General features: G+C 71.1%; 28 protein-coding genes and 1 tRNA gene. 20 read left to right on the forward strand and 9 right to left on the reverse strand.

Going from position 1 to position 22,690, the window contains the following annotated elements:
- Positions 1-9: 9 nt before the first annotated feature.
- Positions 10-639 carry a TetR/AcrR family transcriptional regulator gene (locus tag K2F47_RS16165; RefSeq protein WP_242905985.1) on the reverse strand — a complete coding sequence of 210 codons (630 nt, stop codon included), beginning with the start codon at positions 637-639 and terminating at the stop codon, positions 10-12.
- A gap of 76 nt (positions 640-715) precedes the next feature.
- Between K2F47_RS16165 and K2F47_RS16170 the strand changes: the two genes are divergently transcribed.
- Both K2F47_RS16170 and K2F47_RS16175 read left to right on the forward strand, forming a co-directional pair.
- Complete coding sequence (locus K2F47_RS16170) at positions 716-2,260, forward strand: MFS transporter (protein ID WP_242903890.1); 1,545 nt, start codon at positions 716-718, stop codon at positions 2,258-2,260.
- A gap of 48 nt (positions 2,261-2,308) precedes the next feature.
- Positions 2,309-2,392, forward strand: a tRNA-Leu gene (locus K2F47_RS16175).
- A 13-nt stretch (positions 2,393-2,405) separates the two neighbouring features.
- On the opposite strand, the gene bcp is transcribed toward K2F47_RS16175, so the two are convergent.
- Positions 2,406-2,873: a thioredoxin-dependent thiol peroxidase gene (gene bcp / locus K2F47_RS16180; RefSeq protein WP_242903892.1), complete on the reverse strand. Its 468-nt coding sequence runs from the start codon at positions 2,871-2,873 to the stop codon at positions 2,406-2,408.
- A 177-nt stretch (positions 2,874-3,050) separates the two neighbouring features.
- On the opposite strand from bcp, the gene K2F47_RS16185 reads away from it, so the two are divergent.
- Complete coding sequence (locus K2F47_RS16185) at positions 3,051-3,362, forward strand: DUF3618 domain-containing protein (RefSeq protein WP_242903894.1); 312 nt, start codon at positions 3,051-3,053, stop codon at positions 3,360-3,362.
- 70 nt (positions 3,363-3,432) lie between these two features.
- Here the strand turns inward: K2F47_RS16185 and K2F47_RS16190 are convergent, their stop codons facing one another.
- Genes K2F47_RS16190 through K2F47_RS16205 form a run of 4 tightly spaced genes read right to left on the reverse strand, consistent with a single transcriptional unit; the run spans position 3,433 to position 6,355 of the window.
- Positions 3,433-4,104: an SIMPL domain-containing protein gene (locus K2F47_RS16190; protein WP_242903896.1), complete on the reverse strand. Its 672-nt coding sequence runs from the start codon at positions 4,102-4,104 to the stop codon at positions 3,433-3,435.
- 39 nt (positions 4,105-4,143) lie between these two features.
- Positions 4,144-5,328, reverse strand: a complete 1,185-nt coding sequence (locus K2F47_RS16195; protein ID WP_242905987.1) for an amino acid deaminase/aldolase — start codon at positions 5,326-5,328, stop codon at positions 4,144-4,146.
- Positions 5,329-5,387: 59 nt separating this feature from the next.
- Positions 5,388-5,708 (reverse strand): DMT family transporter, encoded by a 321-nt coding sequence (locus tag K2F47_RS16200; RefSeq protein ID WP_242903898.1) that lies wholly within the window; start codon positions 5,706-5,708, stop codon positions 5,388-5,390.
- On the reverse strand, positions 5,708-6,355 hold the full coding sequence (locus tag K2F47_RS16205) for an FMN-dependent NADH-azoreductase (protein ID WP_242903900.1): 648 nt from the start codon (positions 6,353-6,355) through the stop codon (positions 5,708-5,710). The genes K2F47_RS16200 and K2F47_RS16205 overlap by 1 nt, the downstream gene beginning before the upstream one ends.
- 108 nt (positions 6,356-6,463) lie before the next feature.
- Between K2F47_RS16205 and K2F47_RS16210 the strand changes: the two genes are divergently transcribed.
- The 5 genes from K2F47_RS16210 (at position 6,464) to K2F47_RS16230 (ending at position 10,424) form a co-directional block, all read left to right on the forward strand.
- Entirely contained in the window at positions 6,464-7,090 is a 627-nt protein-coding gene (locus tag K2F47_RS16210; RefSeq protein WP_242903902.1) for a TetR/AcrR family transcriptional regulator, read from the forward strand.
- Between the two features lie 11 nt (positions 7,091-7,101).
- Positions 7,102-7,977, forward strand: a complete 876-nt coding sequence (gene purU, locus K2F47_RS16215; protein ID WP_242903904.1) for a formyltetrahydrofolate deformylase — start codon at positions 7,102-7,104, stop codon at positions 7,975-7,977.
- 107 nt (positions 7,978-8,084) lie between these two features.
- Complete coding sequence (locus K2F47_RS16220; RefSeq protein WP_242903906.1) at positions 8,085-9,083, forward strand: right-handed parallel beta-helix repeat-containing protein; 999 nt, start codon at positions 8,085-8,087, stop codon at positions 9,081-9,083.
- A gap of 161 nt (positions 9,084-9,244) precedes the next feature.
- Entirely contained in the window at positions 9,245-9,859 is a 615-nt protein-coding gene (locus K2F47_RS16225; RefSeq protein WP_242903907.1) for a DUF6286 domain-containing protein, read from the forward strand.
- Position 9,860: 1 nt separating this feature from the next.
- Positions 9,861-10,424, forward strand: a complete 564-nt coding sequence (locus K2F47_RS16230; RefSeq protein WP_242903909.1) for a hypothetical protein — start codon at positions 9,861-9,863, stop codon at positions 10,422-10,424.
- On the opposite strand, the gene K2F47_RS16235 is transcribed toward K2F47_RS16230, so the two are convergent.
- Positions 10,421-10,924, reverse strand: a complete 504-nt coding sequence (locus tag K2F47_RS16235) for a DUF3592 domain-containing protein (protein ID WP_242903911.1) — start codon at positions 10,922-10,924, stop codon at positions 10,421-10,423. The two genes, K2F47_RS16230 and K2F47_RS16235, sit on opposite strands and share 4 nt — an antisense overlap.
- A 157-nt stretch (positions 10,925-11,081) precedes the next feature.
- Positions 11,082-12,458, reverse strand: coding sequence for a cation:dicarboxylate symporter family transporter (locus K2F47_RS16240; RefSeq protein WP_242903913.1), 1,377 nt, complete (start codon positions 12,456-12,458; stop codon positions 11,082-11,084).
- Between the two features lie 217 nt (positions 12,459-12,675).
- On the opposite strand from K2F47_RS16240, the gene K2F47_RS16245 reads away from it, so the two are divergent.
- The 11 genes from K2F47_RS16245 (at position 12,676) to K2F47_RS16295 (ending at position 19,376) form a co-directional block, all read left to right on the forward strand.
- A complete protein-coding gene (locus K2F47_RS16245) occupies positions 12,676-14,280 on the forward strand; it encodes a sensor histidine kinase (RefSeq protein ID WP_242903915.1) in 1,605 nt (534 codons plus the stop codon).
- The gene (locus K2F47_RS16250) at positions 14,277-14,948 is read left to right on the forward strand and encodes a response regulator transcription factor (protein WP_242903917.1); all 672 of its coding nucleotides are present in this window, start codon (positions 14,277-14,279) and stop codon (positions 14,946-14,948) included. Before K2F47_RS16245 ends, K2F47_RS16250 begins: the two co-directional genes overlap by 4 nt.
- A gap of 61 nt (positions 14,949-15,009) precedes the next feature.
- Positions 15,010-15,204, forward strand: a complete 195-nt coding sequence (locus K2F47_RS16255; protein WP_242903919.1) for a hypothetical protein — start codon at positions 15,010-15,012, stop codon at positions 15,202-15,204.
- 191 nt (positions 15,205-15,395) lie between these two features.
- Positions 15,396-15,830, forward strand: coding sequence for an Asp23/Gls24 family envelope stress response protein (locus K2F47_RS16260; protein WP_242903921.1), 435 nt, complete (start codon positions 15,396-15,398; stop codon positions 15,828-15,830).
- Complete coding sequence (locus K2F47_RS16265; RefSeq protein WP_242903923.1) at positions 15,827-16,108, forward strand: hypothetical protein; 282 nt, start codon at positions 15,827-15,829, stop codon at positions 16,106-16,108. Before K2F47_RS16260 ends, K2F47_RS16265 begins: the two co-directional genes overlap by 4 nt.
- A 5-nt stretch (positions 16,109-16,113) precedes the next feature.
- Complete coding sequence (locus K2F47_RS16270) at positions 16,114-16,311, forward strand: hypothetical protein (protein WP_242903925.1); 198 nt, start codon at positions 16,114-16,116, stop codon at positions 16,309-16,311.
- Positions 16,308-16,709 carry an Asp23/Gls24 family envelope stress response protein gene (locus K2F47_RS16275; protein ID WP_242903926.1) on the forward strand — a complete coding sequence of 134 codons (402 nt, stop codon included), beginning with the start codon at positions 16,308-16,310 and terminating at the stop codon, positions 16,707-16,709. Before K2F47_RS16270 ends, K2F47_RS16275 begins: the two co-directional genes overlap by 4 nt.
- A 13-nt stretch (positions 16,710-16,722) precedes the next feature.
- Positions 16,723-17,289, forward strand: a complete 567-nt coding sequence (locus tag K2F47_RS16280; protein WP_242903928.1) for a DUF6286 domain-containing protein — start codon at positions 16,723-16,725, stop codon at positions 17,287-17,289.
- Positions 17,289-17,855 carry an alkaline shock response membrane anchor protein AmaP gene (amaP, locus tag K2F47_RS16285; protein WP_242903929.1) on the forward strand — a complete coding sequence of 189 codons (567 nt, stop codon included), beginning with the start codon at positions 17,289-17,291 and terminating at the stop codon, positions 17,853-17,855. Before K2F47_RS16280 ends, amaP begins: the two co-directional genes overlap by 1 nt.
- Positions 17,856-18,444: 589 nt before the next feature.
- The gene (locus K2F47_RS16290; protein ID WP_242903931.1) at positions 18,445-18,747 is read left to right on the forward strand and encodes a hypothetical protein; all 303 of its coding nucleotides are present in this window, start codon (positions 18,445-18,447) and stop codon (positions 18,745-18,747) included.
- 182 nt (positions 18,748-18,929) lie between these two features.
- Complete coding sequence (locus K2F47_RS16295) at positions 18,930-19,376, forward strand: winged helix-turn-helix transcriptional regulator (RefSeq protein WP_242903932.1); 447 nt, start codon at positions 18,930-18,932, stop codon at positions 19,374-19,376.
- A 307-nt stretch (positions 19,377-19,683) separates the two neighbouring features.
- Here the strand turns inward: K2F47_RS16295 and K2F47_RS16300 are convergent, their stop codons facing one another.
- Positions 19,684-20,886, reverse strand: coding sequence for a tyrosine-type recombinase/integrase (locus tag K2F47_RS16300; RefSeq protein WP_242903934.1), 1,203 nt, complete (start codon positions 20,884-20,886; stop codon positions 19,684-19,686).
- 289 nt (positions 20,887-21,175) lie between these two features.
- Here K2F47_RS16300 and K2F47_RS16305 point away from each other — a divergent pair, with 289 nt between their 5' ends.
- The gene (locus K2F47_RS16305; protein WP_214617194.1) at positions 21,176-22,669 is read left to right on the forward strand and encodes a hypothetical protein; all 1,494 of its coding nucleotides are present in this window, start codon (positions 21,176-21,178) and stop codon (positions 22,667-22,669) included.
- The last annotated feature ends 21 nt before the right edge of the window (positions 22,670-22,690 follow it).

The following is a 22,690-nucleotide window of genomic DNA, read 5'->3' on the forward strand; positions in this document are numbered from 1 at the left end:
CCGGGAATTTCACATACCGCGATTCGGGACAGGACCGAAACGTCCGTCGGGTCGTGTTCGCCGTGAAAGCGCGGCCCGGAGCCCCGGCGCGAACCGCGCGATTAATTCATCCGCGGTCATCGAGGCGACCGGTTCCACGCCCAGCACGTAGCGGGTGAAGATTACTCCCGCGAGCTGGGTGGCGAACGCGGCGGCGCGGCCCCGGGCGTCGGCGCCGCCGATGTGCTCGGCGATGCGGTCGACCATCTCGTGGCCGACGACGTCGCGCAGCAGCCGGATCAGCTCGGGGTCCTGGATCGCGGCGGTGACCATCAGGTGGAGCTGCCGTCCGCTGGCGGGGTCGTCCCAGGCGCCGAGCAGCGCCCGCAGGACGCGTTCGGGCAGCGTGGCGGGGTCGCCGGGCAGCGCGGCGGCCAGCACGTCGGGCGGGTTGGCCATGAGCCCGAGGACGGCGCCGAACAGGCCCTTCTTCGAGCCGAAGAAGTAGCTGATCAGCGCCGCGTCCACGCCGGCCTCGGCGGCGATGGACCGCATCGTGACCGGCCCGTACCCCTCGGCCAGGAACCGGCGGCGCGCCACCGCGAGGATCTCCTCCCGGGTGTGCGAGCCGCCCGCCCGCCGCCCCCGCGATTTATTCATCACGGTTGAAATATAGCCCGCCGGAGGACGAGATTCGAGGTGCCGAACAGGCAGGTCCAGCTCAAGGAGGCTCTCGATGGCCATCACCCCACCGGCACCGGACGGGACGCGGCGCGGCGTGCTGCCCGCCGTGATGCTCGCCCTCGCCACCGTCGTCTCGGCCGTGGCGTCGCTCAACACGGCGGTGCCCTCCATCGCCCGCGACACCGGCGCCACCCAGACGCAGCTCGCCTGGATCATCGACGCCTACGCGCTCGTGTTCGCCGCGCTGCTGCTCCTCGGCGGCGCGATCGGCGACCGCTACGGCCGCCGCCGCGCGCTCGCCGCCGGCCTCGCGGTGTTCGGGGCGGGGTCGGCCGCCGCGATGTTCGCGAGCGACCCCGGCTGGCTGATCGCGATGCGCGGCGTCCTCGGCGTCGGCGCGGCGCTGGTCATGCCCGCGACGCTGTCCACGATCACCTCGACGTTCCCGGCCGAGCGGCGCACCCGCGCGGTCGGCGCCTGGGCGGGCGTCGCGGGCGCGAGCGCGATCTTCGGGCTGCTCGTCTCGGGCGGCCTGCTGGAGGCGTGGTCGTGGCGCTCGGTGTTCGCGCTGAACATCGCGTTGTCGGTGGTCGCGCTGGCGGCGACGCTCGCGGTCGTCCCCGAGTCGGCCGACGCGGCGGCGCCGCGGCTGGACGTGACCGGCGCCCTGATCACCGTCGCCGGCCTCGGCGCGGGCGTCTACTCGGTCATCGAGGCGCCCGCCGAGGGCTGGACCAGCGCCCGGACGCTGCTCGGCCTCGCGGTCGCGGCCCTCGTCCTCGCCGGTTTCGTGGTCTGGGAGCTGCGGCGGCCGAACCCGCTGCTCGACCCGAGGCTGTTCCGCGTCCGCGCCTTCTCGGCGGGGGCCCTCTCGCTCACCGTCCAGTTCTTCGCGTTCTTCGGCTTCGTGTTCGTCATCCTGCAGTACATGCAGCTGGTGCGGGGCGACAGTGCGCTGGTCGCGGCGGTGGGCCTGCTGCCGATGGCGGCCACGATGATGCCGTTCGCGCGCGGCGCCGCCCCCCGGCTGGCGGCGCGGGCGGGGGCGCGGCCGGTGGTCGTCGTGGGTCTGGCGCTGGTCGCCTCGGGCATGCTCGTGTTCTCTTTGCTGGACGAGTCGAGCGGCTACTGGACGCTGCTCGCCGGGCTGGTCCCGCTCGGCGCGGGGATGGGCCTCGCGATGACCCCGGCCACGGCGGCGGTCACCGACGCGCTGCCGCCGGAGAAGCAGGGCGTGGGCTCGGCGATGAACGACCTGGCGCGCGAGCTCGGCGGGGCGCTCGGGATCGCGGTGCTCGGCAGCCTCGTCCAGTCCACCTACCGCGCGAACCTGGACCCCGAGGGCCTGCCCGCGCCCGCCGCCGAGCAGGCCAGGACGTCCCTGGCGATGGCCGCGCGCCTCGGCCCGGACGTCGCGGACCAGGCGCGGACGGCGTTCGCGGACGGCATGCACGTCGCGTTCCTGTCGGCGGCGGTCGCGCTCGCGGTCACGGCGGCGCTCGTCGCGGTGCTGCTGCGGCGTCCCGCGTCCCGGGACGGCGGGCTGCCCGGGACGGACACAGACCCGTCCCGGGCGCGCTCTAATCTCATTGCCTGACCGGCGGTGCGGAACGCTAAGCTGAACGCGCTCCCTGGCGGAGCGCCCGCGGGCGTGGCGAAGCAGGTATACGCGGCAGGTTTAGGTCCTGTTGGTGGAGACACCGTGGGGGTTCGAATCCCCCCGCCCGCACCTTCTCAGAACGTCAGATGCCGAGGTCGCGGCGGAGCCGGTCGACGTGGCCGGTGGCCTTCACCTTGTAGTACGCCTTCTCGATCCTGCCCTCGGCGTCCAGGATGAAGGTCGAGCGGAGCACGCCGACGACGGTCTTCCCGTAGAGCTTCTTCTCGCCGTAGGCGCCGTAGGCGCGCAGCACCTCGGCGTCGGGGTCGGACAGGAGCGGGAACGTCAGCCCCTCCTTCTCGCGGAACTTGGCGAGCTTGGCGGGGGCGTCCGGGGAGATCCCGACGACGGTGACGCCCGCGGACTCCAGGTCGGCGAGGCTGCCCTGGAAGTCGACCGACTCCTTGGTGCAGCCGGGCGTCATGGCCGCCGGGTAGAAGTAGAGGACCACCCGCTTCCCGCGCAGCGAGGTCAGCGACACCGGCGTGTCGTCCGCGTCGGGAAGCTCGAAATCGGGGGCGACGTCGCCCGGCTCTAGCCGCTGGGACACCCTGACCCGCCTTTCGCTCGGTGTGGATCCACTCGGTTGGTCGATCCAACGGTACCGCCCGGGGTGCGGGCGGGCGTCCGGGGGGAAGACCTGCGACACTGTTCGGATCATGCATGAACCTTGGAATCATGCATGATTTTTCGGATCACGCATGGCCGGACACGATAAGGACACGGCATGGCTGACAGGGCCCGCGACCCGGAGGCGCTGGAGCGGCAGATCGAGCGCACCCGTCTGGAGCTCGCCCGCACGATCGACGAGCTCGCCGACCGGGTGAACCCGAGGAACGTCGCGCAGCGGGGCGCCGACCGGCTGAAGGAGGAGGCCGCGCACGTCGCGCAGGCCGTCGGCGCGCTCGTGCGGCCGGACGGGGACGATGACGACGAGGTGCCCGGCGGCCCCGACCGGCGGCTGCTGCTCGCGGGCGCCGGGGTCGCGGTCACCGTGACCGTCCTCGTGCTGTGGCGCCGCAGGCGCAAGCGCCGCTGAGCCGGGTGGACGAGGCGCCGGTCCGTGGTCTGCGGCCGGCGCCTCGGCCTGTCGCGCCGGCCGACCGTGGTCAGTCGAGGGCCGGGGCGGTCGCGGTGAAGCGGGCCTCGACGGCGGCGCGGACGATCTGCGTGGCCGGCTCCAGGTCGATCGCCTCGGGCTCGCCCGGCGCGCCTCCGGCCGGGGCCCCGTAGGCGGCGGCGAGCGCGACCCGCGGGCCGGCCGAGTCGTGGGTGGTGAGGCCCTCGTCGGCGAGTTCGACCAGGCCGGTGAGGCGGGCGCCGAGCGCCTCGGCGTAGCTGCGGGCGCGGGCCACGGCCTCGTGCGCGGCCTGCCGGGCGGCGCGCCCGTGCACCTCGCTGTCGCGCCGCAGCGCCCATTCGGGGCCGTTGACGGCGGTGCGCTCCTGGTCGCCGAGCCGGGTCACCAGCTCGCCGAGCACCGCGAAGTCCACGACGGTGATCTTGATCCAGGCGGTGCCCTGGTAGGCGCGGATGTCGCCCTCGCGCCGCCGGTACTTCAGCAGTGGAGTGATCGACAGCCCGCCGGTCTCCACCTTCTCCACCGCGTCGCCGTAGGACCGGACGAGGTCGAGGCAGCGCTGGTTGCGCTCGACGAGGTGGTCGAGCGCGGTGCGCCGGTCGTTCTCCTGCGACTGGACGTACACCGACAGCCGCGCGATCTCCGGCTCGACCTCCAGGACGGCCTCGCCGCGGACACTGATCAGGGGAGCGTCGCTCATACCGCCCAACCTAGACCGTCGGGACCGGCGGCAGGCGCGTCACAGGAACGCGCGGCCCTCGCCACGGTAGGTGGGGACGGTCCGGACGAACCGGTCGCCCTCGATGAGGTGCACGCCCGCGAACCGCTCGCACAGCTCACCGGCCTTGGTGTGGCGGAACCAGACCCGGTCGCCGATCTCCAGCGTGGCGGCGGCGCGGCCGAGCAGCGGCGTCTGCACCTCGCCCGCGCCCTCGTCGCGGTGGTAGGACAGCCCGGTCGGCAGGTAGGGCTGGGGCAGCCGGACGTGGTCGCCGGGCCCCGAGGCGAGGTAGCCGCCGCCGAGGCAGGTCACGACGCCGGGCCCGGGACGCCGGACGACGGGCAGCGCGAACAGCGCGGCGGGCCGTCCGGTGAAGGCGGAGTACTGGTCGAACAGGTGCGGGTGGTAGAGCCCGGACCCGGCGGCGACCTCGGTGACCGCGCGCTCGGCGGCGGTCGACTCCAGGCTGCCGGTGCCGCCGCCGTTGACGAACTCCAGGTCGGTGAGCTCGCGGACGGCGCGGACGATCGCCGCGCGCCGCCGGGCCAGCTCCAGCCGCGACCGCCGCTGCATGGCGCGGATGGCGCGGGCGCGCGCGGGCCGCCCCGGCGGGACGTCCCCGACCCCCGCGATCTGCGACTCGTAGGCCGTCAGCCCCGCCAGCGTCAGCGACGGCCGCTTGAGGATCTCCTCCGCGAACACCCTGACCTGCGCGGCCGTGTGCAGCGGGGAGCGCAGCGCGCCGAACCTGACCCGGCCGCCGAGCGTCCGGTAGGAGGCGTCGATGTCGATGCAGACGCGGATCGGCCGGCTCCCGCCGACCCGCTCGATCATGTCGAGGTGCTCGGCCGAGTCGACCATCAGCGTGATCGCGCGGGCCGCCCCGGGGTCGGCGGCCAACTCGGCGATCGCGGTGCGGTCGGCGGTGGGGTAGGCGACGAGGACGTCGTCGCTGATCCCCTCCCGCACGAGCCACAGCGCCTCGGGGAGGGTGAACGCCATGATCCCGGCGAACCCGTCCATCGCGAGGACCTCCTCCAGCACCGCCCGGACGCGCACCGACTTGCTCGCCACCCGGATCGGCTTGCCCGCCGCGCGGCGGACGAGGGCGGCGGCGTTCGCGCGGAGGGCGGCGAGGTCGACGACGGCGAACGGCGCCTCAAGGCCGCTGGTCGCGGCGTCGTAGCGGTCCCGGAGGTTCATGGCGGTCACGCCGCAAGCGTACGCCGAATATGAAATGATCTCATGTCTGGGCCATGGGCTCATTCCGGATTGGTGACGCGGGCCAGCACGAGCCCGCCGATGATCAGGCCGAGCGCCGCCGCCCGTCCGGCCGTGATCGGGTCCTTCTGGACGAGGATGCCCACGGCGATCGCGCCGACCGCGCCGATCCCGGTGAACACCGCGTAGGACGTCCCGACCGGCAGCGTCCGCATCGCGTACGAGAGCAGGTAGATCGACAGCGCGCCGAGCGCGAAGCAGACGAGCGTCGGCAGCGGGCGGGTGAAGTTCTCCGTCGGACGGATGCTCTGCGAGAACGCGATCTCGACGAGCCCCGCCAGCCCGAGCACGAGCCAGGCCATCAGTACCGCCCTCCCAGGTCGCGCGCCGCCGCCACCGCGTCGGCGTACGACTTCGCGTGCTGGGCCAGCCGCCCCGCCAGCGCCGGGTCGAGGCGGCTGTTGACCAGCTCGGCGGCCACGGCCGCGACGTCCTCGACCCCGAAGTGGCCCGCGATGAAGTCGCGCAGGTAGCGCTCCTGGTGGTCGTAGGGCTCGCGCGGCGCGCCCGGCACGTAGGAGCCGCCGCGCGCCGAGGCGATCACGAACCGGCGTCCGGCCAGCGACATCTTGGGGAAGGTGACCTGGTCGATCCACGCCTTGAGCGACGCCGGGACGGAGAAGTTGTACATCGGTGTGGCGATCAGGACGACGTCGGCGGCGACCAGCTCGTCCAGCAGCGGCTCGACGACGGCCCACGCCTCCGCCTGCGCGGGGGTGCGCACCGCCTCCTTGTACCGGCCGATGTCGGTGATCTGGTTGGCCAGGACGTAGTCGCACAGCTCCGTCCACGCCTCGCCGATGAAGGGCACGGGGTCGGCCGCCAGATCCCGGTGGACGTAGGACCCGGACGGGTTCGCCCGCCGCCACGCGTCCGCGAACGCGTCGCCGACCTCGCGGCTGACGGAGGCGCGGCGGGCACTGGAGTCCAGGTGGAGCAGCGTGGTCATAAGGGTCTCCTCATTAAGTGGACATGATGTCCGGTTCATTCGCCGCCGACTGTACCCATCATCCGGACATGTTGTCCACTTATTGCCCGGTCGGTTACAGTCGGCGGGATGGAACGCCGCACCGACCTGCTCACCGGGCATCCCGCCGGGGCGGCCGGACGTCCGCGCGAGCGCGCCGACGCCGCCCGCAACCGCACGAAGGTCCTCGACGCCGCCGCCGCGCTGTTCGCCGCCGGCGACCCGCGCGCCGTCACGATGGACGACATCGCCAAGGCGGCGGGTGTGGGGCGCGGCACGCTCTACCGCCGCTATCCCGACACCACGTCCATCGCCCTCGCGCTGCTGGACGAGCACGAGCGCCGCCTCCAGGGCGAACTGCTGCGCGGCGCCCCGCCGCTCGGCCCCGGCGCCCCGCCGCGCGACCGGCTCGCCGCGTTCTACGCCGCGATGGTCGAACTACTCGAAGCACACATCTCGCTCGTCCTCGGCGCCGAGGCGGGCGGCGCGCGGCTGACGACCGGCGCGTACGGGTTCTGGCGCGCGCACGTCCGGATGCTGCTGGCCGAGGGTGGCGTGCCGGGCCCGGACGCGCTCGCCGACGCGCTGCTCGCGCCCCTCGCGTCCGAGCTCTACTCCCACCAGCGCGACCAGGGCCGCACCCCGGCCGAGATCACCGCCGCGCTCACCACGCTCGCCTACGCCGTTCTTCCCGAGGGACCGGTCCAGTCGACATAGGCTTGGGGGCGATGTCCGAGGCGGCGAGAGATGAGATCGTGAACGAGTACGTGCTGACCCTGTCGTGTCCGGACCGGCCGGGGATCGTCGCCGCCGTGTCGGGGCTGCTCGCCGAGCGCGGCTGCAACATCGTGGAGAGCCAGCAGTTCGGCGACCGCGAGTCTGACACGTTCTTCATGCGGGTGCAGTTCGCGGCGCCGGACGGAGCCGACCCCGACGAGCTGCGCGGCGCGTTCGCGTCCCTGGCCGCCGACCTCGGCCTGTGGTGGCGGCTGCACGACCTCGCGTCCCGGCCGCGCGTGCTGATCATGGTGTCGAAGGGCGGGCACTGCCTGAACGACCTGCTCTACCGGCAGCGGTCGGGGCTGCTCGACATCGACGTCGTCGCCGTCGCCTCCAACCACCCCGACCTGCGCCCGCTCACCCAGTCGTACGGGATCGACTACCACCACCTGCCGGTCGGCCCCGGCGGCAAGCAGGCGCAGGAGGCCGAGATCCTGGCGCTGGTCGAGCACTACGGCGCCGACCTCGTCGTGCTCGCCCGCTACATGCAGATCCTCTCGGACGACTTCTGCGCCAAGCTGCCCGGCATGATCATCAACATCCACCACTCGTTCCTGCCGAGCTTCAAGGGCGCCCGCCCCTACCACCAGGCGCACGCCCGCGGCGTCAAGGTCATCGGCGCGACCGCGCACTACGTCACCGCCGACCTGGACGAGGGGCCGATCATCGAGCAGGAGGTCGCGCGCGTCGACCACACCCACAGCCCCGAGGAGATGGTGGCGGTCGGCCGCGACGTCGAGTGCCTCGCGCTGGCCCGCGCCGTCCGCTGGCACGCCGAGCACCGCGTGCTGCTCAACGGCGACCGCACGGTCGTCTTCCGCTAGGGCCGCCGGGCCGCCCGTTCGGGGCCCTAGGGCCCTGGGACGGCGTGCTCCCGCTCCGTAGCGTCCTTGCCGACCAGTCGGAAGGATCGTCAGCGAGGAGCAGTCGAATGCGCAGGCGCGGAATGCTGATCGGCCTCGCCGCCACCGTCGTCGCGGGCGCCGGGGGAGCGGGCGTGGCGGCGCTGGGCCCCGGTTCGCTACGGACCACCCCCGCCAGTGCCAAGGAGGGCGGCTCCGTCGTCGTCCACGTGGCTCCGGGCGGGGAGGTCGCGTCCCTGGCGGAGGCCCAGAAGGTGCTGGAGGAGAGGAACGCCGTCAAGGGCGTGGTCCTCGTCAAGGGCGGGACGTACAAGAACGAGTCCGTCGCATGGACGTACTCGCCCGAGGGAGGGTCCATCACCATCCGCGCCGAGCCCGGGACGGGACGCGTCGTCTATGACGGCCGGGGCCGCGACGGCTACTGGGTGACGGTGGGCGCCGGCGGCGCGAGGACGCACTTCAGCGGCATCACGGTCCAGAACTACACCGCCGGGGGCATCCTGTTCAGGGGCGACAAGGAGGCCGGGGAGAAGATCACCGGCGGCTCCGTCCGCGGCATGGTGTTCCGCAGGCTCGGCACCAGGCACGCCCGCGGCAAGGAGGGGTACGGCGCCGTCCACATGTACAACTCCTGGAGGATGCGGATCGAGGACAACCACTTCGAGCAGCTGGAGAACAGGACGCCCAAGACCTACAGCCGCATCCACGGCGTCTACTTCTCCAACGGCGCGAGCGAGAACACCGTGTCGGGCAACACCTTCTCCAAAATCAGCGGCGACGCCGTCCGCGCGAGCGACGGCGCCAGCCGCAACCGGGTGCTCGACAACCGGTTCCAGACCACCGGCTGGTACGGGCTGTTCTCCTACTTCAGGTTCCCGCGCGACCCCGTCTGCGGGAAGGGCAACTACTTCGCGGGCAACACCTACGGGAAGCCGTATCCGCGTCCCGGCCGTAGCAAGAGCTTCAAGGGGCAGCCGGTGGACTGGGACAAGCGCGGCAAGCCGGGCGCGTGCCATCCGGACCCGATCAAGGTCGGCCGGAACCACTACGCGCCCGCCGCGCGCTGACCACCCGCCGAGTCCAGGAAATTTCACGACGAACCACCCCAACTCACCGGGCGGATGCGCGTTGGTCGCGTGGGATGTCGGCATGGCGTGTTTCACTCCTCGTGACGATGCCTCACCATGGGTAGCGATGTCCGACGTGCCGAGGCCTCACGGGGGTGGCTATGGCCGAGTCTCTGGTCAGGGACGTGATCCAGGAGACGCAGAGCAGGCAGCGGGCGCGGCGGCTCGCCGCACGGGAGTTCCGGCCGCGCCGGGCACTCGCCGGGCTGGCCGCCGCGCTGCTGCTGACCGTCGCCGGAGGGGCGGCCGGTGTCGAGCTGGCCGCCGAGGCGCTCGGTTCCGGCGTGCATCCGGTTCCAGGGGCGGAGGGGGCGATCGACGCGCTCGAACGGCTGCCCTGGAGCCACCCGGGCGTGCGCGCGGTGGCCGCGGGCGTCGCCGTCCTCGGGCTCGCGCTGGCGCTGGCGGCGATACCGGGCCGGATACGCGGCGTGCCGCTCGACGGCTCCGACCCGCGGCTCGCGGGCGCGCTGCGCCGCTCCGCGCTCCGCCGGTCCCTCGCGGACGCGGCGCTCGGCGTGCCCGGCATCGAGCGCGCCCGCGTGCGGGGCGCGGGCCTGGTCCGCAGGCGCGTCGTCGTGCGCGCCGCGACCGGCTACCGCAACCCCGCCAACCTGGAGGAACTCGTCCACCGCGCGGTCGACGACCGGCTCGACAGCATCGAGCCGATGTTCCGGCCGCCCGTCGACGTCCGGCTGAGCTGGCGGAAGGACTGACATGAGGGTCGCTCTGGCGGTGACCGGCGCCCTGCTGTTCGGCTGCGGCGCCGTCGCCCTCGCAGCCGGGCTCGGCGGCTTCGACGGGCTGGGCGCCCTGTCCGGGCGCCCCCCGCTCGACCCGGCGCTGGTCCGGTTCACGGGCTCGGCCCCCTGGTTCGCCGGCGTGCTCGCGGCCGTCGCCGAACTCGTCTCGCTCGCCGGTCAGCTGTGGCTGGTGGTGCAGGGGCGCGCACTCGTCCAGCGCTGGTGGCCCGAGATGGACGCGGGCACCCGCGTCCTGTCCCGGTCCGCCGCCGCGAACCTGGCCAGGGACGGGGAGGCGCTGCCCGGCGTCCGCGCGCTGCGCGTCCGGCTCACCGGCACCATCACCCGGCCCAGGCTGGTGGTGACCGTGGCCTGCGAGGGCGACGCCGTCCTGAGCGAGGTGTTCGGCGAACTGGGCGCGGGCCCGGTCGAGCGCTACCGCCGCACGATGGGCATGCCCGACATGGACGCGGTGATCCGCCTGCGCCCCGAGTTCCCCAAACGCCACCGCCGCGCCCCAGCCGTCGAGGCCGCCTAGCCGGGAGGCTTCCTTCGCCCGAGGCGTTTGGCGAGCCCTCGGAACCTGAGTCCCGTCGCACCGGCGAAGACCAGGCCAAGGGCGCCGGAAATGCCTCTTTTGTACCACCCTGGGGTTGATGATCCAATTGACGCCCCTTGGGGATAATTGGGGCGATACCGCACGCGGACGCTGTGGTCGACCGGGGTGTCGTCGTCCGCCCAGAAGGAGACGCGCCTGCCGTCGGCGGCGGTGAACTCCACCAGCGCCTTGCGGACGCTCTGGTCCTGCGGAGGAAATCCGCTGACGTAGTTGTTGACGTACCGTTCCGCGCGGACGGTGCCCGACGTATGGACGGCATCGTCGTCGACCGGCCAAGCCGCGCCCACGATGGAGACCAGGGCCAGGCCGGCGAGCGAGAACGTGATCGGTAACTCCACCTTGAGGGGAAGGGGGGAGGGGGCGGACTCCGAGGTGTCCAGGATGGAGTCGGACGAATCCACGGATGTCGGCACGACCATTCGGGTGCTCCCCACCGACTGATGGTCCGACGCCCTCCGACCCGTGTCAAGGCCGCTTAGGGCGCGATGCCCAGCGGCCTCGACCCGGCGTCGAAGAAGAGCACGCCCGGCGCCAGAAGGGAGCTTGGGAGCGGGGGAGCTGGCGCCGGGCGGCTGGTCAGGTGGCCGGTCGCGGACGCTCGGCGAGCGCGGTGGCCGTGGCGGGTTGTGGCTGGTGGACGGGTGTCGCGTCGGGTGCGTCGAGCAGGGTGGCCTCGTTGAAGGGCTCTTCGCCGGCCAGCACGTGGTGGGCCCGCTCGGCGTCGAACTCGCCCGTCCAGTGGCCGATCACCACGGTCGCGACGGCGTTGCCCGCGAAGTTCGTCAGCGCGCGCGCCTCGGACATGAACCGGTCGATCCCGACGATGAACCCGACGCCGTCCACCAGTTCGGGCTTGTGCGACTGGAGGCCGCCCGCCAGCGTCGCGAGCCCGGCGCCGCTGACGCCCGCCGCGCCCTTGGAGGCGACGACCATGAACAGCAGCAGCGGGATCTGCGCGCCGACCGACAGCGGCTGGTCCTGCGCGGAGGCGATGAACAGCGTCGCCATCGTCAGGTAGATCGCGGTGCCGTCCAGGTTGAAGGAGTACCCGGTCGGGACCGTGATCCCGACGACCGGGCGGCTCACCCCGAGGTGCTCCATCTTGGCGATCAGCCGGGGCAGCGCCGACTCCGACGACGAGGTCGACAGGATCAGCAGGAACTCGCGGGCCAGGTAGCGCAGCAGCGTCACGATGTTGATCCGCGCGACCAGCCACAGCACGGCGCCGAGCACGCCGAACACGAACAGCACGCAGGTCACGTAGAAGCCGAGCATGATCACAGCGAGGCTGCGCAGCGCCGACCAGCCGCTCGCGCCGACCACGGCCGCGATCGCCCCGAACGCGCCGACCGGTGCCGCCCACATGATCATCGCCAGGATCCGGAACACCAGGCGCTGCGCGTGCTCGATGCCGCGCAGCACCGGTGCTCCGGCCGGTCCGAGGCTCTGGAGGGCGAACCCGGCGAGCAGCGCGACCAGCAGCGTCTGCAACACCTGGCCCTCGGTCAGCGCCGACACCAGCGTGGCCGGGATGATCCCCAGCAGGAAGTCGGTCGTCCCCTCTGCGTCCGCTGCCTGCTTGTGCGCCGTCGCGACCGAGGCCGGGTCCAGGTGCACGCCCTCGCCCGGATGCAGGACGTTGCCGACCACCAGTCCGATGGCCAGCGCGAACGTCGACATCACGAGGAAGTAGCCGATCGTCACCAGGCCGACCCTGCCGACCTTGGCGGCCCGCGCCACCGAGCCGATGCCGAGCACGATCGTGCAGAAGATGATCGGCGAGATCATCATCTTGATCAGGTTGACGAAGCCGGTGCCGAGCGGCTTGAGCTCGACCGCGGTGTCCGGCGCGGCGATTCCGACCGCGATGCCGAGCACGACGGCCGCGACCACGGCCAGGTACAGGTAGTGGACGCGATCGTGCGCGGCACCGGTTGCACTCGGTGCGGGCACGGGCGGGCTCCCTCACGGATCGGGGCGGCGGCGCGGCGCGGGATGCCGCACATCAGTGACTATGGCGGGGTCTGTGACGCCGGTCACGTTTGTGTACATTGCGTTCACGGGCCGGGAATCTCCGGTCCGTCCGTGATCCGGCAGACGAGGACCCGTGACCCCCCGAACCAGCGAGAGCCCTCCCCGGCGGTGGTGGCGTGCCCCCAACAGGTGGAGCATGGCGCGGCAACTGCTCGTGCTCCAGGCGGCGCTCGTCGGGCTGCTCGTCGCGGTCGGCGCGACGCTCGCCTTCCTGGACGCGCGCCGCGCCGTCGACGACCGCGCCGCCGGAATGGCGCGGGCGGTCGCGGTGAGCATCGCGGACGCGCCGGACGTGCGCGCCGCCCTCGCCGCACCCGATCCGAGCCGCGCGTTGCAGCCCTACGCCGAGCGCGTCCGCCGCGACACCGGCGTGGACTTCATCACGATCATGAGCCCGGCCGGAATCCGCTACACCCATCCCGACCCCGCCCGGATCGGGCAGCGGTTCATCGGCAACACCGCGCCCGCGCTGGCCGGACGGCCGTTCACCGAGACCTACACCGGCACGCTCGGACCGTCGGTCCGCACGGTCGCGCCGGTCTTCGGGGACGGGAACCGGGTCGTGGCGCTGGTCGCGGCGGGCATCACCGTCCAGGCGATCTCCGCCGAGCTGCGCGGCCGCCTCGCCTCGCTGGTCGCGGTCGCGGTGGCGGTGCTGGCGGCGGGCGTGGCGGGGAGCTCGCTGGTGGCCGCGCGGCTGCGCCGCCAGACCCGGGGCGTGGCACCCGGCGAGCTGCGCGAGATGTTCGAGTACCACGAGGCGATCCTGCACGCCGTCCGCGAAGGGCTGCTGCTGCTCGACCGCGCCGGACGGGTCGTGCTGTGCAACGACGCCGCCCGGGAGCTGCTCGGCCTGTCCGCCGACCCGCGCGGACGGCCCGCCGCCGCGCTCGGCCTGCCGGGCGAGCTGGCCGCCGCGCTCGCCTCCGCCGACCCGAGGGCGGACGAGATCCATGTCGGCGACACCCGCGTGCTGGTCGTCAACACCGCGCCCGTCCGGTCGCGGGACCGCGCGATGGGCAACGTGGTCACGCTGCGCGACCACACCGAGTTGCAGGCGCTCACCGGCGAGCTGGACTCGGTCCGCGGGTTCGCCGAGTCGCTGCGCTCGCAGGCGCACGAGGCCGCCAACCGGCTGCACACCGTGGTCTCGCTTGTGGAGCTCGGCCGTCCCGACCAGGCCGTCGCGTTCGCGACCGCCGAGCTGGAGACGGCGCAGCGGCTCACCGACCAGGTGGTCGGGTCGGTGCGCGAGCCGGTATTGGCCGCGCTGCTGCTCGGCAAGTCCGCCGAGGCGGCCGAGCGGGGCGTCGAGCTCGTCGTCTCCGACGACACGGCGGTCGAGGGCGCCGTCCCGGCCCGCGACCTGGTCACGATCCTCGGCAATCTCATCGACAACGCGGTCGACGCGGCGGTCGAGGGCGCCGCCGACCGTCCGCCGCGCGTCACCGTCACCGCCCGCGCGGACGGCGGCGACCTCGTGCTCGCGGTCGCCGACAGCGGGCCCGGCGTGGACCCGGCCGCCGTCCCGGAGCTGTTCCGGCGCGGCTGGACGACCAAGACCTCCGGTGGACCGGCCGGGCACGGCATCGGGCTCGCGCTGGTCGGGCAGGCCGTCCGGCGCAACGGCGGCGACATCACGGTCGGCGCGGACCCCGGCGCGACCGGGGGAGGCGCGGGTTCCGGCGAGGCCGCGGGAGGCGCGGTGTTCACCGTCCGGCTGCCGCTGGACGCGCGATGATCAGGGTCCTGGTGGTCGAGGACGACCCGGTCGCCGCCGAGGCGCACCGCGCCTACGTCGAGCGCGTCGCCGGGTTCACGGTCGCCGGGGTCGTGCACTCCGGCGCGGACGCGCTGCGGTTCTGCGAGCGGGCCGAGGTCGACGTCGTCCTGCTCGACTTCTACCTGCCCGACACCCACGGGCTGACCGTGTGCCGGGCGCTGCGCGCGGCGGGCCGCGACGTGGACGTGATCGCCGTGACCTCCGCGCGGGACCTCGCGGTGATCCGCTCCGCGGTCGCGGTCGGCGTCGTCCAGTACCTGCTCAAGCCGTTCACGTTCGCCTCGCTGCGCGACCGGCTCGACCGGTACGCCCGGTTCCGGGAGCGGGCCGTCCAGGCGGGGGAGGTCAGCGGGCAGGCCGACGTCGACGGGATGCTCGCCGCGCTCCGCGCCCCCGGGCACCGCACGCTGCCGAAGGGCATGAGCGGCGAGACGCTCCAGTCGGTCACCGAGGCGCTCGCCGGTGCGCCGGACGGGCTGTCGGCCGCCGCCGCGGGCGACCTCACCGGCGTCTCCCGGGTGACCGCCCGCCGGTACCTGGAGTACCTCGCCGAGAACGGGCTGGCGCGCCGCCGGCCCCACTACGGCCAGGTCGGACGGCCCGAGGTCCGCTTCTATCCCGCGTAGATCCGCACGTCGCGGGGTACCTAGGGAGCGAACGATTCGTCAGTGACACGGGGGAGTTGTCGTGAACGACAAGGCGGACCGCGAGACGGAACGGGTTCAGGAGAGACCGGAGCGCGAGCGCCCGCGCGGGGACCGACGCGGCGAGCGGCGCGAGGGACCCACCGGTCGCGAGGGTTCCACGGGTAAGGGCGCCGGGGACGACAAGAGGAAGCTGAGCGACGCCGCCAGGAAGATGCGGGCGATGTTCGAGAAGTAGGTGCGCCCAGGGGCCCGGCCGCATGCGGGACGCGGCGGCCGGGCCCCGGCGAAAGCGGTCTTCCGTGACCGAAGCTGCGTTCCCTAGTTAAAGCTGCGTTCGTTGGCAAAGCGGCGTTGACCAGCCCAACGGTTTCGCTTTCACCCCCTGTGAGCATGAACGGCGCAATGGTGACGCATCGGGGGGACGCCATGAGTCAGGACACAGTGGCCGGACAGCAGCGCGGCGGGTCGAGCGACCTGGTGACCTCGGGGGGCCGCACCCGGATCGCCGACGACGTCGTCGCCAAGATCGCGGGCATGGCGGCGGGCGAGGTGGGCGGCGTCCACGCGATGGGCGGGTCCGGGGCGCTGGACAACGTCCGCGACCGCCTGCCCGGCGGCGGCTCGCCCAACCGGGGCGTGTCCGTGCAGGTCGGCGAGCGGCAGGCGGCCGTCGACCTCGAACTCGTCGTGGACTACGGGGTCTCGATCCCCGAGCTGGCGGGCACCGTCCGCTCCAACGTGATCGGCGAGGTCGAGCACATGTGCGGGCTGGAGGTCGTCGAGGTCAACATCGCCGTCGAGGACGTCCACGTCCCGGGCGACGGCGGGGACGACGACCAGGGGGAGTCCCGGGTGCGATGAGCGGAGCCGCGCCGGCCGACGAGGCCGAACGGATCGCCGAGACCGCGCTGACCTGCCCGGACGTCCCCTCTCTCACGGCGGGCCCGCACGCCCGCATCGTGACCTACCGCGTCGGCCGTCCGCTGCCCGGCGTGGCCGTCCACCCGGACCGGATCGAGGTCGGCATCGTCGCCCGCCGCGTCCGTCCCCTGTTCGAGACGGCCGAGGACGTCCGCCGCCGGCTGCGTCCTCTCGCCCGAGACCTGCCGATCGACATCATGATCGGCGACGTGGAGTGATCGCCATGCGTCCTCTCTGGCCCCTGGTGGGGCTCGCCTTCGGCACCGCCCTCGGCTTCGCGGGGGCCTTCGGCGGCTTCGGCGCGTTCTTCATCGTGTTGTTCCTCGGCGCCCTCGGCTTCCTCGCGGGCCGCGTCATCGAGGGTGAGTTGGACCTCGGCCAGCTCTTCTCCTCCATCAACCAGGGCAGGCGGCCGCGATGACGGCGGCGACCGCGCCGCCCGAACAGCCTGCGACGGACCCCGCGGACCTCGCGGACCGCGCGCGTCGGGGGCGGACCACGATCAGCGACCGCGCGGTCGAGCGGATCGTCGGGCGGGTGCTGGACGAGGCCGCCGACTCCGGCGCGATCACCAGGACGATGCTCGGCGTGCCGCTGCGCGGGCGGCACCGCTCCCGCACCGACGTCCGCGTGGACGGCGAGATCGTCACCGTGCGGACGGCGATCTCGGTCACCTACCCCCGTCCGGTGCGGGCGGTCGCCCGGCGCGTCCGGGAGAGCGTGCGCGGGCGGGTGGAGGAGCTGACGGGCCTGAGCGTCCGGCAGGTGGACATCGAGGTCGCCGAGCTGGCCCGGTCCCAGGACAGGACGCTGGCATGAGCGGGACGCCGGCATGAGGACGCGCGCCGACCGGGCCGCCCGGCACGCGTTCCGCGCGCGCCGCGTCTGGCCCGGCATGATCGCGGCACTGCTGCTCACCGCCGCCGGGGTGCTCACCGCCGCGGAGATCATCTCGGCGTGGGCGGGCAGCCCTTTGCACATCGTCGCCTACGGGCGCGTCCGGAACTGGGCCGACGACACGGCCTGGAAGGACTGGCAGGCGCTCGCCGCCGCGGGCGGCCTGACACTGCTCGGCCTGGTCTTCCTGCTGGCCGGGCTGCTGCCGGGCAGGTCCCGGCTCGTCCCGCTGCACGGTGACGACCCGGACCTGCTGATGGGCGTGACCCGGCGCGGGCTGAAGAGCGCCGTCGCGTCGGCGGCGGGGGACGCGCCGGGCGTGTCCGGCGTGCGGCGGGTGCGGTTGCGGCCCCGGCGCGTCAAGGTGGTCGCGGAGACGCCCGTCCGCGAGTCGTCCGACCTCGACGCGCGGGTCGGCGCTGCCGTCGGCGACCGGCTCGGCCGCCTCCAACCGGTACCGGACCGGTCGGTGTCGGTGCGGCTGAAGCACCGGGAGGTCTGATGGACCGGCGTCCGGCCCACCTCAACCGCACGGGCCTGGTGATACTCGGCCTGATCCTGGCGCTGCTGGGCGCCGCGGCGCTCGCGCGCGGGCTCGGCCTGTTCGGGGACGGACGAGCGTCCGCGCCGCTCCTGTCCGGGCAGGTCCACCGCTACGTCGACGATCACTCCTGGTTCTGGCCCGCCGTGACCGCGGCGGCGATCGTGCTGGCGCTGCTGGGCCTGGCGTGGCTGCTGGCGCAGGGCCGCTCGGCCAAGCTGGCGGCCCTCACCCTGGAACCGGACGGCGCCGGGGGCAGGACCCGGCTGCCCGCCAAGGCCGTGACCGAGGCGCTGGAAGCGGAGATCGAGGAGTACCCGGGCGTCCGGAGCGCGCGGGCGCGGCTGCTCGGCACCTCCCGCAACCCGGAGGTGCGGCTGAAGGTGGCCTACAGCGGGCGCGCCGACCTGCCCGACCTCCGCCGCCGCATAGCGGACGAGGCGCTCCGCCGCCTGTGCGCGGCGCTGGAGCGCGACCGGGTCCGGGCGATCGTGCGGCTCCGCCTCGTCCCGGGCGATCGTCTCTGACCCTTGACTGCGGTTTTGTCGGCGATTGGAGGCATATTTCGGGGTGCGTGACTAATATGTGAAGTGTCCGTGTTGTCGAGGGCAAGGGAGGCAGAGTTGACCGATCACCAGCACCGGGCGGCTCCGCTGTGGGGCCCAACGACGCATGGAGGGAACTGACGGACCACGGCATGGGCCCCTTCCGTAGAGTGGCCCGATGGCCCGGGGCCGCGACGCGAGTCGCGGCCCCGGGTTTTTCTGTGCTCGCCTCCGGCGCGAAACCACATAGCACCTGGTAGAAGCCAAGTCGCCATGCAGAAAGCGCCCAGCTGACAAGCGAGCCCATCGCGATAGCCAAATTGCCCTAAATCGATACATCAAGTGAAATTGGCGCCCCCCGCCTAACGTTCCGAACCAGGCGAGATGGCTTGGCTCCATAAGGGGCGCGAAACCTAGTGCAACACGACCGCCGCCGTGGCCGGTTCAGGGTCGAAATCGGGCCAGGCCCCACTAACCGCGAGACAGCAGGCGGTCACCGTCAAGTCACTTTCAGTGGCGCTTCATCGGGCAGTAACCTCAGGTGTCCCAACAATTACAAGGAGTGAATGACATGAAGCGCCGTGTCTCCATCGTCGTAGGCGGCCTGGCCAGCGCCGCAGTGCTCTCCCTCGCCCCCAACGCCCAGGCCGCGCCCGCCCCGCACGCGCACCCGCACGCCGCCCCGCCGGCCCCGGGCCACCCGGGAGGGTCGGGCAACGTCGGGAACAACGGCGGCAACAGCAACCTGACCGTCCCCGTGAACCTCGGCGTGTGCGGCAACAACATCCCCGTCCTCGCGATCCCGGTCCCCATCCTGAACGGTGGCAACCAGGACGTCGGGGAGAACTGCGCCTCCCAGGGCGGCGTGCGCTAGTCCAGGACGCGCGGTCCGGCCCGTGAGGTCGATCGGCATGATGTCGAGGAGGCACGCCCGCGCGGCGTCGCCCTCCGACGTGCCGGTCCCTCGCGGGCCGTCGGCGCGTGGGCGCCATGCCCGAGCGGGCTCCGGCCGCGAGCCGGACAAGGCCGTCCCCGGCGGCGGTTAGGCTTCCCGGTATGCCGAGGGACGCCGATCCGCGCGACTGCTCCATCGCCGACACCCTGGACCTCGTCGGCGAACGCTGGAGCCTGCTCGCCATCCGCGAGCTCAGCTACGGGGTACGGCGGTTCGACCAGATCGTCCACAACACGGGCGCCTCCCGCGACATCCTGACGGCCCGGCTGCGCAAGCTGGAGTCGGGCGGCGTCATCCGCCGCGAGCGCTACAGCGACCACCCGGTGCGGCACGAGTACCACCTCACCCCGGCGGGCGCGGAGCTGTACGACGTCCTGCTCGTGCTGATGCGCTGGGGCGACCGCCACCTGAACGCGGGCGACCCGCCCGTCCGCTGGCAGCACTCCTGCGGCCACCCGGTGGCACCCCGCGTGGTCTGCGCCCACTGCGGCGACGAGGCCCGCACCGGCACCCACTCCCCAACCGGCCGAGGCGCCCGCACCCCCTGACCCCTCCGCCCGATCGCGGCCGAGCGCTCAGCGCTCCCGCCGAGGCGCGACGTGCAACGCCGGTCGAGGAGTGCGGCGTCCTCGGCCAGCACCTGGGCCGTGCACCGCACGCACCCGCGCGCGGTGCTCTCGGTGTGGTACCACGCGGCTCTGTGGTGGGGGTCAGCATTCGATGACGTTGACGGCCAGGCCGCCGCGCGAGGTCTCCTTGTACTTGTCGAGCAAGGACATGGTGATCAAGGGAACCCCAGGTAGACAGGGGTTCCCTGCCTAGAGACAGTCCCGTGGGGAAGCCCACGGGAAACCTTCAGCCATCCAGCCGTGCGAACCGGGCGTTGACCCGGTTCCTGAGACGAGGATCATCGTTGTCCCAGTGATCCCCGTACTCGTTGAGGGTGACCGTGATCGCTGAGTGGTTGAGGGCGGCCTTGACCTCAGCGGGGGAGGCCCCATCCTCGATGAGACCGACAGCGAAGGCATGCCGTAGGCGGTGAGGCCCGTTGCCCTTACGAGGCCATGCCAGAGCATCCAGCGTCCGGTACCAGGGATCTTGAAAGAGCTGCTCGTAGAGGACGAGACCGGTCTTGGAGACCGTGACCATCTCCACCTCTTCGGGTTCGTGCTCGTCGTGCTCCCACTCCACCACCATCCGCTTCGCGTGCTTCCGATGTGCGCGAAGTGCCTTCACGGTCACGGGTGGCAGCAGGGCCGTGAAAGGACGAAGTGACTCGCCCCTCTCTCCCTTCAGGGAGCAGAACCTCCCGTCTTGTACCTGACGATCGACATAGGCTGTTCCGGCTTCCAGATCAATCCGGTCCCAGGTGAGAGCGAAGGCTTCGCCGCAACGCATACCTGTCGTGGCCAGGACGAGAGTCAGGGGCTTGACCCATTCGTCAATTGTCTTGACGATTAGATCAGTCTCAGCGTCCTTGAATGGGCGGTTCTTGCTCTTACGTCGGCGCGGCAGCTTGATTCCGTTGGCCTTGCCTACGGGGACTTTATCAAGAGCACCGTCACGCTCTGCCTGGTGAAGCAGCGCTGAGATAGCGAGCATAATCGTACGAACGGTCCCCGGTGCGCGCTGGCCCTCTAGCCAGATAATGAACTCCTGAACGTCCGAAGGAGTGATTTCATGCACCCACTTCCCACGGAAGTACGGAATAAAGTAATTGCGTACGGAGTTCGTGTAGTTCCGGGCCGTGTTGACCTTGCGCTTGGCCTGAAGGCCGAGCCACCGTTCGCCGTAATCTTCTGCCTTGGCCCGCTTGGCGTCCTTGACTGCCTGAGCTGCTGCCGCCTCTTGATTGCGAAGATAGTCGGGGTCATTGATCTCCCGATCCTTCGCCTTCATGTTACTTTCGCATATCGTCTTCGTAGTGAAAGTTCCACCTGAAAGAAGACGAGGCTTACCGCTCTTGGTGGCGGTCTCGGAGCCTGGTTCCTCGTATTTGAAGAACCACTTGCCGTTGCGCTTATACGGACCGAAGGTGTTGTAGTTCTTCTTCGGCAAGAGACGTTCCTTCCAGAAGAACGTCTCCCCGTTTCCCTATCGACTTGTCAAGAAGCAGCGCCCCGGTTGGGGGAGCTTCATCGTAGCGGCATGATCCTCCTCAACCAAGCCCTGATCTATGAGGCGCTCCCTGCCCTCCTGAGGCGCTCAGCGCCCCGTAGAGACCGTTTCAGGCACCCGGGGTAGTCAGGTAGCCTCCTGCGCAGGCAGCAGCCCTCATGCCCCCTGAAGCCCTAGCTTGACCACCCTGTCTAGATCGGGCCTCACCCACCCCCACTAGAGGTGACACATGCAGAATCACGAAGACGTCTTGGCCCTTGCTCGGGCAGTCGTCAAGCACGGAGGCAAGGCTCTACTCGTTAATGAGGACAACTCGCCTGGAGGGTGGGTCTCCATCGAGGAGGCTGTCAGGAGCGGCAAAGCCTTCGCGGTCGAGCCTAAGCCGGGGCTGATTGCCTTTGATTTGGACTCCCCCGAGCTTGTCGCTAAGGGGGTGATGATCAAGGAGTGGGCGGAGAAGTATCTCGAAGCTCAAACGGTTCTCGTGGCCTCGGGAAGAATTGGGCACAGGCATCTATGGGTTCGCCTTCCGGCAGGGATCACGGAAGAAGAATTTAAAGACCTTCTCCATCAAAACTACGAATTTCCGAAGCATAACTTTCGTCACTCGCAGGCCACAAGGCCGCCCCTTTCTCCGCACAGGGAAGGGCTTTCTGTATCACTAGAAGATCCGACCAGTGTCGCCGAAGCTCTAAACAGACTAGGGCCGACCGACGGCCCCGGAAAGGCACACCTGCCGAAGCAGCTCAAAGGCAAGTGGGCAAGACTGCTTCGGGACGGAGACACGGCCAATGAATACGATGGCCGCCATAATGTTGAGGCGGCTATAGCGTCCGCAGCCTATCTCGCTGGACTCTCCAAAGAGTGGTTCATCGGCGAAATGATGAACTCTCAAAACCAAGGGGCGGCGAAGACGCAGGAGATTGTAGCAAAGCAGGGACAGGCAGCGGGAATCGAGTATTCCGGCAGGACATATGACAATGCAGTCGAATGGGTTACTGCTAACAACGTCACACTCGGTTTCGATCACGAGGTCTTCCGTGAGAAGCTCGGCAACTATCGGAGAGTTGCTGAACAAGCTAACTTCCAACGGGCGACAGACCGAGATGTACTGCTGGCTCTCATCAGACACGGTGAGAAGCACTCCTCGTACTCGCCTATGGCGAGTGTGAGAGACCTGTCTATCGAATCAGGTAGAGCTATCGGCACTGTGAGTGCCGCTCTAGACAGACTGGTTACTCAAGGCTGGCTCACAAGAGGTGAGCCAGTAGTGAAGACTTACACCTACATCTTCAATCTTGAAATGGTTGACAAAACTAATACATACTCAATTCAAGGGGGGACAGAGAGAGTATGTACTAGAAATGTCACACATCCTCTGTTCACGTCCACCAAGGGCCTAGCTGGCAGAGCGGCTGAGGTGTGGGCGAAGGTGCCGTCGGTCTACCTGTCAATGAGCGAGGTCACGCGGTTGACGGGTCTGCCAGCGCAGCAGGCGCGCAGAGCCATGAAGCGCCTTGAAGCGTTCGGCCTTGCCGAGGTTGAGAAGGGGACAGGGCCTAAGGGAGGCGACCGGTACCGATGTCTGGATGCGAGCACGGAGGAACTCGACCTCTTGGCCGATGAGCTGAACCTTCATGAGGAACGATGGCTCAAAGGGGAGCAAGTCAAACGCCAGAGAGAGGCATGGGCGGAGATACAGAACCGTCCTGAGATCTCCTAGACCGAACGGGACTGCCCGGCC

The sequence above is a fragment of the Actinomadura terrae genome, assembly GCF_022751215.1.
Taxonomy (GTDB): Bacteria; Actinomycetota; Actinomycetes; order Streptosporangiales; family Streptosporangiaceae; genus Spirillospora; species Spirillospora terrae.

Bases quoted from the DNA above. Each gene is read 5' to 3' on its own strand.
- K2F47_RS16295 (WP_242903932.1), top strand. From the start codon at position 18,930: ATGCCGAGGGACGCCGATCCGCGCGACTGCTCCATCGCCGACACCCTG.
- K2F47_RS16235 (WP_242903911.1), bottom strand. From the start codon at position 10,924: ATGGTCGTGCCGACATCCGTGGATTCGTCCGACTCCATCCTGGACACC.
- K2F47_RS16280 (WP_242903928.1), top strand. From the start codon at position 16,723: ATGAGGACGCGCGCCGACCGGGCCGCCCGGCACGCGTTCCGCGCGCGC.
- K2F47_RS16210 (WP_242903902.1), top strand. From the start codon at position 6,464: ATGGAACGCCGCACCGACCTGCTCACCGGGCATCCCGCCGGGGCGGCC.
- K2F47_RS16165 (WP_242905985.1), bottom strand. From the start codon at position 639: ATGAATAAATCGCGGGGGCGGCGGGCGGGCGGCTCGCACACCCGGGAG.
- K2F47_RS16260 (WP_242903921.1), top strand. From the start codon at position 15,396: ATGAGTCAGGACACAGTGGCCGGACAGCAGCGCGGCGGGTCGAGCGAC.
- K2F47_RS16245 (WP_242903915.1), top strand. From the start codon at position 12,676: ATGGCGCGGCAACTGCTCGTGCTCCAGGCGGCGCTCGTCGGGCTGCTC.
- K2F47_RS16195 (WP_242905987.1), bottom strand. From the start codon at position 5,328: ATGAACCTCCGGGACCGCTACGACGCCGCGACCAGCGGCCTTGAGGCG.
- K2F47_RS16290 (WP_242903931.1), top strand. From the start codon at position 18,445: ATGAAGCGCCGTGTCTCCATCGTCGTAGGCGGCCTGGCCAGCGCCGCA.
- K2F47_RS16275 (WP_242903926.1), top strand. From the start codon at position 16,308: ATGACGGCGGCGACCGCGCCGCCCGAACAGCCTGCGACGGACCCCGCG.
- K2F47_RS16190 (WP_242903896.1), bottom strand. From the start codon at position 4,104: ATGAGCGACGCTCCCCTGATCAGTGTCCGCGGCGAGGCCGTCCTGGAG.
- K2F47_RS16305 (WP_214617194.1), top strand. From the start codon at position 21,176: ATGCAGAATCACGAAGACGTCTTGGCCCTTGCTCGGGCAGTCGTCAAG.
- K2F47_RS16225 (WP_242903907.1), top strand. From the start codon at position 9,245: ATGGCCGAGTCTCTGGTCAGGGACGTGATCCAGGAGACGCAGAGCAGG.
- K2F47_RS16230 (WP_242903909.1), top strand. From the start codon at position 9,861: ATGAGGGTCGCTCTGGCGGTGACCGGCGCCCTGCTGTTCGGCTGCGGC.
- K2F47_RS16205 (WP_242903900.1), bottom strand. From the start codon at position 6,355: ATGACCACGCTGCTCCACCTGGACTCCAGTGCCCGCCGCGCCTCCGTC.
- K2F47_RS16220 (WP_242903906.1), top strand. From the start codon at position 8,085: ATGCGCAGGCGCGGAATGCTGATCGGCCTCGCCGCCACCGTCGTCGCG.
- K2F47_RS16170 (WP_242903890.1), top strand. From the start codon at position 716: ATGGCCATCACCCCACCGGCACCGGACGGGACGCGGCGCGGCGTGCTG.
- K2F47_RS16265 (WP_242903923.1), top strand. From the start codon at position 15,827: ATGAGCGGAGCCGCGCCGGCCGACGAGGCCGAACGGATCGCCGAGACC.
- K2F47_RS16250 (WP_242903917.1), top strand. From the start codon at position 14,277: ATGATCAGGGTCCTGGTGGTCGAGGACGACCCGGTCGCCGCCGAGGCG.
- K2F47_RS16200 (WP_242903898.1), bottom strand. From the start codon at position 5,708: ATGGCCTGGCTCGTGCTCGGGCTGGCGGGGCTCGTCGAGATCGCGTTC.
- K2F47_RS16270 (WP_242903925.1), top strand. From the start codon at position 16,114: ATGCGTCCTCTCTGGCCCCTGGTGGGGCTCGCCTTCGGCACCGCCCTC.
- K2F47_RS16185 (WP_242903894.1), top strand. From the start codon at position 3,051: ATGGCTGACAGGGCCCGCGACCCGGAGGCGCTGGAGCGGCAGATCGAG.
- purU (WP_242903904.1), top strand. From the start codon at position 7,102: ATGTCCGAGGCGGCGAGAGATGAGATCGTGAACGAGTACGTGCTGACC.
- amaP (WP_242903929.1), top strand. From the start codon at position 17,289: ATGGACCGGCGTCCGGCCCACCTCAACCGCACGGGCCTGGTGATACTC.